The sequence below is a fragment of the Streptomyces africanus genome (assembly GCF_002150735.1).
GTDB lineage: Bacteria > Actinomycetota > Actinomycetes > Streptomycetales > Streptomycetaceae > Streptomyces > Streptomyces africanus.
On sequence record NZ_MUKA01000541.1, the window covers coordinates 1 to 12,509 of the forward strand.

A 12,509-nucleotide genomic window follows, 5' to 3' on the forward strand; every position below is an offset into this window, starting at 1 on the left:
CCGGTCGAATCCGTCGGGGCACCGGCTCAGGCGGCGCCGCTCCCGGGCCTGGCCGCGAGCGCCGCGCGCCACACCGGGCTGTCGACGTAGTGGTTGTCGAAGCGTTCCGAGGAGTCCTTGATCTCCTGCGGGTCGGCCTCGCCGCGCATCACCCGGCCCAGTAGCCGGAGATAGTCGAAGCGCCCCGCGCCCGGNNCGGCTGTCGCACCGGGCGCGGCGGCGAAGGCGTGCGGGGTGTTCGGCGGCACCAGGAGGAAGTCGCCGGCCTCCAGCACGGTGATCTCCTCGCCCACCAGCACCTGGAGGGCGCCGTCGATCACGTAGAACATCTCGGACGCCTTGGTGTGCAGGTGGGCGGGCGCACCGACCGCGCCCTCGGCGAACGTCGACCGGTAGCTGGTCAGCCGCCCGCCGGTGTCCCCGGAGTCGGCGAGGAGGGTCATCACACTGCTGGGGTCCCGCGTCGTCTCGGCCTCGGCGGCACGGGTGAGAACGGGCGGTAAGCCGCCGGTCTCCGACGTCCCGTCGGTATGTCCCGTCTCGTTCTGTGTCGTCGTCATGACCATGACCCTACCGACCCGAATGCCCCATGGCAGGGGCATTCGGGTGCCGTGATCCCGGTCAATTCGGCGGCGTCAGAAGCGGCCCCCACCCCGGTACAGCTCCAGTTCGCCGTCCAGTTCGACGGCGAGAACGGTGGCGTGCGGGTCGAGGTCCCGCGCCGCGGGAGGTTCGATCCACAAGACGCCCGGGGTTTCGTGGAGCCCGCCCGTGACGCTGTGGGTCAGTTCCGTCCCGGTGCCCAGGACCGAGACGCGCCGGACCTTGCTGAGCAGGCCGCGCACGTTGATCTCGGCGCGCGGGGCGTCGAAGAGGGTCAGGTAGAGGGTGCGGCGGTCCTTGGAGAGGGTGCTCGGGCCGTAGTGATGGCCCGGCGGGAGTCCCCGTTCGGTGCCGTACACCGCCTCCGCGTGCCGGGCGATCCAGTCGCCGAGCCCCTCCAGCCGCTGTGCCTGTTCGGCCGGGATCGTGCCGTCCTCCCGCGGGCCGACGCTGAGCAGCAGGTTGCCTCCGCCGCCGATGGTCTCGGTGAAGTAGCGGATCAGCTGGTCGACCGACTTGTGGTTGTGGTCGTGGTGCTGGTGGCCCCAGGAGTCGTTGATCGTCAGGCACAGCTCCCAGGGACCCTCGGGCGGGACGATCGGGGCGCCCTGTTCCGGCGTCGCGTAGTCGCCCTCGCTGAGCATGCGGGCGTTGAAGACGACGTCGGGTACCTCGGAGCGGATGAGGGCGGCGAGTTCGGGGATGCGCCACTGCTCCTCGCTGCGGTCCCACTCGCCGTCGAACCACAGCAGGTCCGGCTTGTAACGGGAGGTCAGTTCGCGGATCTGGCCGTCGCGGTAGGCGAGGAACCTCTCCCAGGCCTGAAGATCCTCGTCCTCGGCGGCGACCTCCGAGTAGCGGTTGTCCTCCAGCTCCGGCGGCCGGCCCGGCTTGCGGGTGGAGGCGTAGTCGGGGTGGCTCCAGTCCGAGTGCGAGTAGTAGAGCCCGACCTTGAGGCCCTGCTCGCGCAGGGCGTCGGCGTAGCCGCCGATCAGGTCGCGGCCCACGTTCAGGTCGCCGTGGGCCGTGTCCCACAGGGCGACGCCGTCGTGATGGCGGCTGGTCAGCACGGCGTACTTGGCGCCGGCCCGCGCGAAGAGCTTCGCCCAGTCGCGCGGTGCGTAGCGGGAGGCCGTGAAGCGGTCGAACTGGGACATGTACCGGTCGTAGGGGACGATGTCGTCGTAGAACGACCAGGACTCCTGGACGCCGTCGACGGCGTAGATGCCCCAGTGGATGAAGATCCCCAGCTTGGCGTCGGTGAACCAGGGTCGCATGGCCATGGGTCAGCTCCTGCGCAGACGCAGTGTCAGGATCTGGAAGGGCCGCAGGGTGACGGGGACACCGCCGTCGCCGTCCACGCTCGCCCCCTCCAGCGGTCGCTCCAGCAGGTCGGTGATCTGGGCGCCGGCGAGCGGGAAGCCGGTGCGCAGGACGCCCTGGGCCCGGCCGCCGCGGGACTCGTAGAGCCGTACGACGACATCGCCCGAGGCGTCGTCGGCGAGCTTGACCGCCTCCACGGTCAGGCCCTCGCCCTCGGCGGAGACGACCGGCGCGGGCGCGCCCGCCGCGTCGGCCACCCTCAGCGGGAGGTTGAGCGCGTAGCCCTCGGCGACGGCGTCCTCGATGGTCGCGCCGGGCAGCAGCGCGTAGGTGAAGCGGTGGCGGCCCTGGTCGGCCTCGGGGTCCGGGATGCGCGGGGCGCGGACCAGGCTGAGGCGGACCGTGGTGGTCGTACCTCCGTCTTCGCGGACCGTGCGGGAGACGTCGTGGCCGTAGGTGGAGTCGTTGATGACGGCGACGCCGTAGCCGGGTTCGCCGATGTGCACCCAGCGGTGGCCGGAGACCTCGAAGCGGGCCGCCTCCCAGCTGGTGTTGGTGTGGGTGGGCCGCTGGATGTGGCCGAACTGGATCTCGGCGGAGGAGTGCGGGGCCCGGATGTCGACCGGGAAGGCAGCCTTGAGGATCTTCTCGGTCTCGTGCCAGTCGATGTCGGTCTCGATGTCGATCCGGGGGCTGCCGGCGCGGACGGTGATCGTCTGGGTGATCTTCGAACCCTTGCCGAAGTCCCGCTCGACGCGGATCGCGCCGATGAGCGGGTCCTGCTCGACGACCGTGACGGACGAGGCGTCGAGGAGGTCCGTGTAGCGGTTCTTGTAGTGCTTGTCGATGTCCCAGGCGTCCCAGTAGTTGGGCAGGTCGGTGTGCAGGCGGAGCAGGTTGCCCGGGTCGGCCAGGACCTCGCGGTTCGCGCGCAGGTCGCGGACGGACGACAGGGTGCCGTCCTCGGCCACCTCCACGCGGACCAGCCCGTTGTCGAGCACCCGGCCGCTCACGGTCACCGGCTGCGGGGGCTCGGCCTCGGCGAGGGGCGCGGAGCCGCTCGCGGGCACCTCCACGTACACCGGTGCGCCCTCGGCGGTGCGGACCACCTCGGCTCGGTCGTAGGGGCTGGTGTTGAAGACGCGGGGGGTGCCGGAGCCGAGCGCGGCGACCGCCTCGGCGGTCAGGGCCTGGAGCTCGCGGGCCACGCGGGCGTACTCGGCCTCGGCCTCGCGGTGCACCCAGGCGATGGAGGAGCCGGGCAGGATGTCGTGGAACTGGTGCAGCAGCACCGTCTTCCAGAGCCCGTCCAGCTTCTCGTGCGGGTACGTGTAGCCCGGCGCGTGCAGGGCGGCCGTGGTCGCCCACAGCTCCGCCTCGCGCAGCAGGTGCTCGGAGCGGCGGTTGCCCTGCTTGGTGCGGGCCTGGGAGGTGTAGGTGGCGCGGTGCAGCTCCAGGTAGAGCTCGCCGACCCAGACGGGCGCGTCCGGGTACTCCTCGCGGGCCTTGGCGAAGAACTCGTCGGGGTGTTCGACGACGACCTTCGCGGAGCCCTCCAGGTCCGCCAGCCGGCGGGCGCGTTCCATGATCTCGCGGGTGGGGCCGCCACCGCCGTCGCCCCAGCCGAAGGGGGCCAGGGAACGGCTCGCGCCGCCCTTCTCCTGGTAGTTGCGGACCGCGCGGGACATCTCCTCGCCGCTGAAGCGGGCGTTGTAGGTGTCGACCGGCGGGAAGTGGGTGAAGATCCGGGTGCCGTCGATGCCCTCCCACCAGAAGGTGTGGTGGGGGAACCTGTTGGTCTGGTTCCAGGAGATCTTCTGCGTGAGGAACCACTCGTTGCCGGCGAGCTTGGCGAGCTGCGGGTAGGCCGCGTTGTAGCCGAAGGAGTCCGGCAGCCACACGCCCTTGGTCTCGATGCCGAAGTGCTCGATGAAGAACCGCTTGCCGTGGATGAACTGGCGGGCGACGGCCTCGCCGCCGGGCAGGTTGCCGTCGGCCTCGACCCACATGCCGCCGACCGGCGCCCACTGGCCCTTCTTGACCGACTCCTGGATGCGCGACCAGACCTTGGGGTAGTTGTCGCGCACCCATGCGTACTGCTGGGCCTGGGAGCAGGCGAAGATGAAGTCGTCGTACTCGTCGGCCAGGGACGTGACGTTGGAGAACGTGCGGGACGTCTTGCGCTTGGTCTCGCGGATCGGCCAGAGCCAGGCCGAGTCGATGTGGGCGTGGCCGACGCCGGAGACCGTGTGCGCGCTGGCGTGCGCGGGCTTGGACAGCACCGGCTTCAGCGCCTCGCGGACGGCGGGCGCGGAGCCGGAGACGTCGTCCAGGTCCAGCAGGTCCATCGCCCGGTCGAGCGCGTGCGCGATCTCGTGCCGGCGGGGGTCGTGCTCGCCGAGCTCCAGCATCAGCTCGCGCAGGACCTGGACGTCGAGGTCGAGGTGCCAGACCTCCTCGTCGAGGATGGCGATGTCGGCGCTGCGGAAGGTGTAGAGCGGCTTGTCCCCGGCGGTGAGGATGTCACCGAGCGGGGTGGTCTTCGAGAAGTTGTCGGCGAGGATGTCCGGGTTGGAGGCGGCTTCGACCAGGTACTCGACCGTCTCGCCGCCCGTCGCCGGGTCGGCGATCGCCACGTACTGGTTGAGCGGGTTGACGGCCTTCAGCGGGGTGCCGTCCGTGAGGTGGACGAGGGCCTCGGCCTGGTTGCCGGGCCAGTCGCCCACGAAACCGAGGTCGATGACGGCCTCGACGCGGCGGCCCGCCCACGCCTCGGGCACCTGTCCGCGCATGCGGAACCAGGTGGTGCCCCAGGGCGGGCCCCAGGGGGTGCCCATCGCGAAGGGCGCGTACGAGGCGGCGGCGGCCTCCTCGAACGGGACCGGCTCCCCCGGGGCCTGCCAGGCCTCCACCTCGAAGGGGACGGTGGCCGCGTAGATCGCGGTCCTGATGCGCTGGTCGTGAAGGCGCTGCACGCGCTCCTCGATGCGGCGGCTTTCGTCGTGCATGAGATGTCTCCAGGAAGCGGGAAGAGCGAGCAGGCGGGAAGCGGTCGGGGAAAGCGCTTACCGAGCGGCGTTCACCTAAGGTACGCCAGCCCGGGGTGGACCTCGGTGTAGCCCTCGACCAGCCTGCGGGCCACGTTGACGGAGTCGACGAGCGGGTGCAGCGCGAAGGCCTTCACGGCGGTTGCGCGGGAGCCGGAGTCGGCGGCGGCCAGCACCTCGCGCTCGACTGCCTTCACCGCGCAGACCAGCCCGGTGGCGTGGCCGGGCAGCGGGTCGACGGTGACGGGGTGGGCGCCGTTGGCGTCGACGAGGCAGGGGACCTCGATGACGGCGTCCGTGTCCAGGACCGACAGGGTGCGCTGGTTGCGGACGTTGAGGATCAGGGTCGTGCGCTCGTCCCGGGCGATCGCCCGCATCAGGGCGAGGGCCACCTTCTCGTAGCCGCCGGACAGGTCGTCCTCGTCGCGTTCGCCGGCGCCGGCGGTCTCCCGGTTCTCGGCCATGTAGGTGGCCTCGCGCTCGGCGCGGGTCTGCTCCCAGACCTTCCACGCGGGGGCGTCCGGGTTGCTCATCTCGGCGTAGAAGCGGGCCTGCTGGTCGTGCAGGAAGGCACCGCGGGTCTTCTCGGCCTGCTGGTAGGCGCGGACGGCTTCCCGGTTGAAGTAGTAGTAGTGCAGGTATTCGTTGGGGATCGCGCCCAGGGACCGGAGCCAGTCGACGCCGAAGAGCTTGCCCTCCTCGAAGGAGCCGAGCAGGTCCGGGTCGGCGAGCAGGCGCGGGAGCTCGTCGCGGCCGGCGACGCGCAGGCCGCGCACCCAGCCGAGGTGGTTGAGGCCGACGTAGTCGATCCAGGCCTCCTTGGGGTTCGCGCCGAGCACCCGGGCGATGCGGCGGCCGAGGCCGACCGGGGAGTCGCAGATGCCGATGACACGGTCGCCGAGGTGGCGGGACATGGCCTCGGTGACCAGTCCGGCCGGGTTGGTGAAGTTGATGACCCAGGCGTCCGGCGCCAGCCGGGCGACCCGGCGGGCGATGTCGACGGCGACCGGGACGGTGCGCAGCCCGTAGGCGATGCCGCCCGCGCCGACCGTCTCCTGGCCGAGGACGCCCTCGGCCAGGGCCACCCGCTCGTCGTGCGCGCGGCCCTCCAGACCGCCGACGCGGATCGCGGAGAACACGAAGTCGGCGCCGCGCAGGGCCTCGTCCAGATCGGTGGTGGCACTCACCTCGGGCGCGTCGGGGACTCCGGCCGCCTGCTCGGCGAGGACGCGCGTCACCGCGGAGAGTCTCGCGGGATCCAGATCGTGCAGGACGACGTGCGTCACCCGGCCCTCGGCGTGGTCCTGGAGGAGCGCCCCGTACACCAGCGGCACGCGGAATCCTCCGCCGCCCAGAATCGTCAGCTTCACGTGTGCACCCTTCCCGTCACGACGACCTCGACTCCTGCCTCCTGAAGGGAGGACCGCGTCGCCGTGTCGACCGGCTCGTTCGTCACCACCACGTCCAGCTCCTCGGGACCGCAGACCTTCGCCATCCCGTGCCCGGGGAACTTGGCCGCGTCGGCGAGCAGCACGACCTTCTCGCCTGCCTTGATCATGGCCCGCTTGACCGGCACCTCCACCACCGTCGTGTCCATGACCTGCCCGCCGGGCCGCACGCCGCTGGTGCCGAGGAAGAGCCAGTCGGCGTGCAGCTGGCGCAGGTTGTCCTCGGTGAGGAAGCCGACCAGGGAGCGGTACTCGCGGCGGACCATGCCGCCGAGCAGGACCAGCTCGATGCCCTCGTCGTCGGCGAGTTCCTCGTAGACCACCAGGTTGCTGGTGATCACGGTGAGCCGGCGGCCGTGCAGCTGCCGGGCCAGGCGGTAGGCCGTCGTCCCGATGTCCAGCAGCACCGACTGGCCGTCCCGGACCATCGCCGCCGCGCGCTCGGCTATGGCGTCCTTCTCGGCCACGCGCACCTCGGCGACCTCGGCGAAGGGCTGGTCGCCCTCCTCGACCACGGCGCCGCCATGGACGCGCGTGAGCAGCCCGTCTTCTTCCAGTTTGACCAGGTCACGCCTGATTGTGGCGGGACTCACGCCCAGCTGCTCCGAGAGGTCGGTCACGGACGCGGGCCCGCCGGAGCGCAGGGCCCGCAGGATGAGTTGGTGTCGTCGTTCTGCCAGCACGGCGTGAACAGTACTCGTCATCTCCAATCATTTCCATGCTCACTTCTGCTCGGGTATTGACCAATCTCTCCGATCGGCGCACGATTCCGGTCACCGAAATGAAGAGTTTTGACGAGCTCGCGGGGTGGGCTCCTCGAACGCTTCCGAACGAGAGGACCCCTTCCGTGGACGACGACCGGCCCGATGTGCTGCTGACCGGGCTGCTCTTCTACGACCTCGTCCTCACCGGGCTCGGCAAGCCCCCGACCCCGGGCGAGGAGATCTGGACGACGGGCATGGGCTGCGGCCCGGGCGGCATCGCCAATCTGGCGGTGGCGGCCGCCCGCTTCGGCCTGCGCACCTCGCTGGCCACGGTGTTCGGCGACGACCTCTACGGCGAGTTCTGCCGGGACATCCTGTGCGACCAGGAGGACGTCGACCTCTCCCTCTCCCGCACGGCCGACGGCTGGCCCACCCCGGTCACCGTCGCCCTGGCGCACGGCACGGACCGTGCCCTGGTCACCCACGGCCAGGAGCCCCCGTACTCGCAGGACGCGCTGGTGGGCGACCCGCCCGCGGCGCGTACCGCCCTGGTGCACATCGAGGCGCAGCCCCGCGAGTGGCTCGCCAAGGCCGCCGCGGGCGGCACGCAGATCTACGCCGATGTGGGCTGGGACCCCAGCCAGGAGTGGTCGACGGCCCTCCTGGACCAGCTCGCCCTGTGCCACGCCTTCCTCCCGAACGAGACGGAGGCCATGGCCTACACCCGCACGGACAGCGCGGTGGCCGCGCTCGGCACGCTGTCCGAGCTGGTGCCGGTCGCGGTCGTCACCCGGGGCGGGGACGGCGCGGTGGCCGTCGACCAGATGACCGGCGAGTACGCCGACGTGCCCGCCCTCGACGTCGAGGTGCTGGACGCGACCGGCGCCGGGGACGTCTTCGGCGCCGCGTTCGTCACGGCCTCGCTCGGCGGCTGGCCGCTCGCGGAGCGGCTGCGGTTCGCGGTGCTCGCCGCCGGGCTGTCCGTCCGGCACCACGGCGGGGCGCTGGCCGCCCCCGGCTGGTACGGCGTCGACCGCTGGTGGCGCTCACTGACCGACCCCGAACTGAAGCGGACCTACGGCTTCCTGGCGGACCGGCTCCCGGAGAACCCCGGGCCGCCGGTCGCGTACGCCCCCGTCACCCCTCCCGCACGGCAGCAGTGACCTTCACCCACACCTCGGCACCACGAACAGGAAAAACAGGAGTGACCCGTGGACCTTTCTCGTAGAGGCTTCCTCCAGGCCGCCGCGCTCACCGCGGCCGCCTCCGGCCTGACCGTCGCATGCGGCGGCGGCTCGGGATCGGGCGGTACCAAGAACGGCAAGAGCCTCACCATGTGGTACTGGGGTGGCGCACTGAGCGACAAGGTGGTCGCGGAGGCCAAGGCGCACTTCGGCAGCCAGACCAAGCTGACCGCCGCCTCCATCGGCGGCGACTTCAAGCAGAAGCTCACCACCACGCTCGCGGCGGGCAGCTCCGTGCCCGACATCACCGGCATCAAGGGCGAGGACATCGCGTCCTTCCTGCCCAACGCCGGCCGCTTCCTCGACCTGAACGACCTGGGGTTCAAGAAGATCTCGTCCCAGTACCTGGACTGGAAGACCAAGCTCGCCCAGACCGAGGACGGCAAGCAGATCGGTTTCCCGATCGACATCGGCCCCACCGCGCTCTTCTACCGCGCGGACCTGTTCCGCAAGGCCGGCCTGCCCACCGACCCCGACAAGGTCGCCGCCGAGGCCGGGACCTGGGACGACTACTTCGCGCTCGGCTCCGAGCTGAAGAAGGCGGTCCCCGGCACCTACCTGATCAACAACATGGGCTCGGTGTTCAACATCGCGGTCGGCCAGGGCACCAAGCGGTTCATCGACGAGAACAACCACTTCATCGGCGACCAGGACCACATCCGCGCCGCGTGGACCACGGCGGTCCGCGCCTACAAGCTCGGCATCGACGCCAGGATCAACGACCAGACCTGGAACGCCGCCATCGGCAAGAACCTCGGCACCGAAGTCGGCGCGGCCTGGCACGCGCTGGACATCGAGCAGGCCGCCCCGCACACCAAGGGCAAGTGGCGGGTCTGTGCGACGCCCGGCGGACCGGCCAACCAGGGCGGCTCCTACCTGGCGCTGCCCAAGCAGTGCCGCAACCCCGAAGAGGCGTTCAAGATCATCAGCTGGATCCTCAGTCCGGCCAACAACGCCCGCGGTTTCACCGACGCCGCCATCTTCCCCGCCTCCCCGGCCTCGTACGCCATGCCCGCCATGACGGGCCCCGACGCCTTCTTCGGCGGGCAGAAGATCATCGAGGTCTTCGGCCCGGCCGCCAAGGCCATCCCGGTCAGCTACGAGGCACCCGCCGACGCCGCGGTCATGGCCCCCTACTTCACCGAGCTGACCAACATCGAGGCCAAGGGCAAGAAGCCCGACGCCGCCTGGAAGGACGCCGTCGGCCAGGCCAAGCAGATAGCCCGGCGACAGGGGGTGAACTGAGGTGTCATCACCTCCGGTCACCGGTCCCGCCACGGTGCCCGAGCACCGCGGCGGGCCGGGCCCGGCCCGGTTCCGCCCGCGGCGCACCCCGCCCGCGGGCACGGTCCGGCCGAGCCGGCGCGGGGTGCTGTCGCACTGGCGGCAGTACCTGGCGATCTCGCCGTTCTACCTGATCTTCATCGGCTTCTCCTTCTTCCCCGTCCTCTACTCGCTGTATCTGGCCTTCCAGCGCTACGACGGCCTCGGCACCAAGCAGTTCGTGGGCCTCCAGCAGTTCGAGTTCCTCTGGAACGACCCGGTCTTCTGGCTGTCGATCCGCAACACCCTGGTGATCTGGGTGCTGTCCACCGTTCCCACGCTCTTCGGCGCCCTGGTCCTGGCGACGCTGCTGCATTCGGTGCGCCGCTTCAAGGGCTTCTACCGCATCGCCCTCTACGTACCGAACGTCACCTCGATCGTCGCCGTGGCGATCTTCTTCGGCGCGGTGTTCAGCAACAACTTCGGCCTGGTCAACGCCATCCTGGGCACGGTCGGCATCTCGCCCGTCCCGTGGCTGAGCAACCCGTGGCTGATCAAGCTGGTCATCGCGCTGCTGATGACCTGGATGTGGACCGGCTACAACATGATCATCTATCTGGCCGGTCTCCAGGCGATCCCGACCTCGATCTACGAGGCGGCGAAGATGGACGGTGCCGGCCCCGTCCGCACGTTCTTCCAGATCACCATTCCGATCATGCGGCCGATCATCCTGTTCACCGTCATCATCTCGACCATCAACGGCCTGCAGAGCTTCAGCGAGCCCCAGGTCCTCTTCGCCAGCAACGCCGCCAACCAGAACGTCGGCGGCCCGGGCCAGGCGGGCCTGACCACGCTGCTGTACTTCTACCAGTCGGCCTTCCTCAACAACGACTACGGCTACGGAGCGGCCATCGTGTGGGCCTTCTTCGTCCTGATCATGGTGCTCGTCGTCATCAACTGGCGCCTCGTGCAGCGAGGGAGGAAGTCATGACGACAGCGGACACGACGCGGCCGGTCACGGGCACGCGGCGGCTGCGCCGCCCCAGGGGCCTGACCGCGCACGTCTTCCTCATGGTGGCCGTCCTGATCTCGGTCTTCCCGTTCGTGTGGACGATCGTCATGGCGACCAACACCACCGAGGACATCTACAAGAGCCCGCCGAAGCTGACCTTCGGCTCCCACCTGCTGGAGAACATCCGGCACATGCTGAACACCATCGACTTCTTCGGGTCGATGCTCAACACGATCGTCGTCGCCGGCGTCACCACCGTCCTGGTGCTGTTCATCGACTCGCTGGCGGCCTTCGCCTTCGCCAAGTTCGACTTCCCCGGGCGCAAGGTGCTCTTCGGCACGTTGCTGGTGTTCATGATGCTGCCGCTCCAGCTGGCCGTCCTGCCGCAGTTCATCCTCATGTCGGAGATCGGCTGGGTCGGCATGCTCAAGGCGCTGGCCCTGCCGGCCCTCGCCAACGCCTTCGGCATCTTCTGGCTGCACCAGTACATACAGAACGGCGTGCCCGACGAACTGCTCGACGCCGCGCGCATCGACGGCGCCGGGTTCTTCCGCCAGTACTGGAACATCGCGCTGCCGATGATCAAGCCCGCGCTGTCCTTCCTCGCCATCTACGCCTTCGTCAACGCCTGGAACGACTACGTCTGGCCGCTCATCGTGCTCACCGACCCCAGCCACGTCACGCTCCAGGTGGAGCTCGCCCAGCTCCATGTCGGCCACACCACCGACTACAGCATGGTCATGGCCGGAGTCCTCATGGCGGCCCTGCCGCTGGTCGTGGTCTTCGCGATCTTCGCACGCGGCTTCATCGCGGGGGCGACCGAGGGAGCGGTGCAGGGCAGCTGAGAGGCGCGCCTCAAGGGGCGCGGGGAACTGCGCGACCAGCCACGACGAACGCGCGGTCGACAACCGTCAGAAGGCCCCGAGCTCGTGGTCGCCGGGCCGCCAACGCGAGCGACGAGGGAGGCAAACAGTGACGGACAGCAGCGCACGCGCCAAGGTGCTCGTCGTCGGCATGGACGGGCTCCGCCACGACCGGCTGATCCGGTCCCACGCCACCGCACCCGTGCTGCACGGCCTGATGGCCGCCGGCGCCCATGGCAGCAGCCTGCTGCCCTACGGCGAGGCGGACGGCCAGGCCGAGCACGGGCCGTCGACCAGCATGGCCTACACCGACTCCGGCCCCGGCTGGTCCAGCGTGCTGACCGGAGTGTGGCCCGACCGTCACGGGGTGACCGGCAACGACTTCACCGGCGCCGGCTACACCCGCTACCCCGACTTCCTCAGCCGAGCCGCAGCCGCGCGGCCCGCGCTGCGCACCGCGGCCGTGGTGTCCTGGCCGGAACTGGTCCACCGCGGCACCCTCGGCCCGGCCGTCGGCCGGCGCGTGGTCCACGACGGCGAGTCCGACGGCTACGAGAGAGCGGACCGCCTCGTCGCCCGCACCGCCGCACAGTGGCTCACCGAGGACGCCCCGGACGTCGTGTTCGTGTACTTCGGCGCCACCGACGAGGCCGGCCACGCCACGGGCCCCCTCAGCCCCGCCTACGACCGGGCCCTGCTCGCCCAGGACACCCATCTCGGGCGGCTCCTGGAGGCGATCGACGCGCGGCGCGCCCACGAGCACTGGACCGTGCTGGTCACCACGGACCACGGTCACCTCGACACCGGCGGCCACGGCGGCGACACGCATGCCGAACGGGAGGTCTTCGTCATCCTCGCCGAGCCCGGCATCCCCGGAGGCACCCGGCTGGACACGCCCCGCCTCATCGACATCGCCCCCACCGTCCTGGACCGTCTCGGCATCCCCGTCGACCCCGCCTGGGGCCTGCGGGGCCGTGCCCTGCCCCGGCCCACCCCACCGAC

General features: G+C 70.5%; 10 protein-coding genes. 5 read left to right on the plus strand and 5 right to left on the minus strand.

The genetic code is table 11. From position 1 onward, the window contains the following. Positions 1-26 precede the first annotated feature (26 nt). The 5 genes from CCL05_RS41695 to CCL05_RS41715 all read right to left on the minus strand — a co-directional run bounded on the left by CCL05_RS41695 (position 27) and on the right by CCL05_RS41715 (position 7,104). Complete coding sequence (locus tag CCL05_RS41695) at positions 27-560, minus strand: cupin domain-containing protein (protein ID WP_086565762.1); 534 nt, start codon at positions 558-560, stop codon at positions 27-29. Positions 561-635: 75 nt separating this feature from the next. Beyond that, on the minus strand, positions 636-1,886 hold the full coding sequence (locus CCL05_RS41700; protein WP_086565755.1) for an alpha-L-fucosidase: 1,251 nt from the start codon (positions 1,884-1,886) through the stop codon (positions 636-638). 3 nt (positions 1,887-1,889) lie between these two features. Beyond that, positions 1,890-4,934, minus strand: coding sequence for an alpha-mannosidase (locus CCL05_RS41705; RefSeq protein WP_086565756.1), 3,045 nt, complete (start codon positions 4,932-4,934; stop codon positions 1,890-1,892). A gap of 71 nt (positions 4,935-5,005) precedes the next feature. Then, entirely contained in the window at positions 5,006-6,343 is a 1,338-nt protein-coding gene (locus CCL05_RS41710; RefSeq protein ID WP_086565757.1) for a 6-phospho-beta-glucosidase, read from the minus strand. Further along, positions 6,340-7,104: a DeoR/GlpR family DNA-binding transcription regulator gene (locus CCL05_RS41715; RefSeq protein ID WP_086565758.1), complete on the minus strand. Its 765-nt coding sequence runs from the start codon at positions 7,102-7,104 to the stop codon at positions 6,340-6,342. Before CCL05_RS41715 ends, CCL05_RS41710 begins: the two co-directional genes overlap by 4 nt. 164 nt (positions 7,105-7,268) lie before the next feature. Here CCL05_RS41715 and CCL05_RS41720 point away from each other — a divergent pair, with 164 nt between their 5' ends. The 5 genes from CCL05_RS41720 to CCL05_RS41740 form a co-directional block, all read left to right on the plus strand. Next, complete coding sequence (locus CCL05_RS41720) at positions 7,269-8,288, plus strand: carbohydrate kinase family protein (protein WP_086565759.1); 1,020 nt, start codon at positions 7,269-7,271, stop codon at positions 8,286-8,288. A 48-nt stretch (positions 8,289-8,336) separates the two neighbouring features. After that, positions 8,337-9,614: an extracellular solute-binding protein gene (locus CCL05_RS41725; RefSeq protein WP_086565760.1), complete on the plus strand. Its 1,278-nt coding sequence runs from the start codon at positions 8,337-8,339 to the stop codon at positions 9,612-9,614. Positions 9,615-9,738: 124 nt separating this feature from the next. Next, the gene (locus CCL05_RS41730; RefSeq protein ID WP_086565763.1) at positions 9,739-10,623 is read left to right on the plus strand and encodes a carbohydrate ABC transporter permease; all 885 of its coding nucleotides are present in this window, start codon (positions 9,739-9,741) and stop codon (positions 10,621-10,623) included. Continuing rightward, positions 10,620-11,489: a carbohydrate ABC transporter permease gene (locus tag CCL05_RS41735; protein WP_086565761.1), complete on the plus strand. Its 870-nt coding sequence runs from the start codon at positions 10,620-10,622 to the stop codon at positions 11,487-11,489. Before CCL05_RS41730 ends, CCL05_RS41735 begins: the two co-directional genes overlap by 4 nt. A gap of 169 nt (positions 11,490-11,658) precedes the next feature. Further along, a partial coding sequence (locus tag CCL05_RS41740; protein WP_086565764.1) for an alkaline phosphatase family protein occupies positions 11,659-12,509 on the plus strand: 851 nt, incomplete at its 3' end.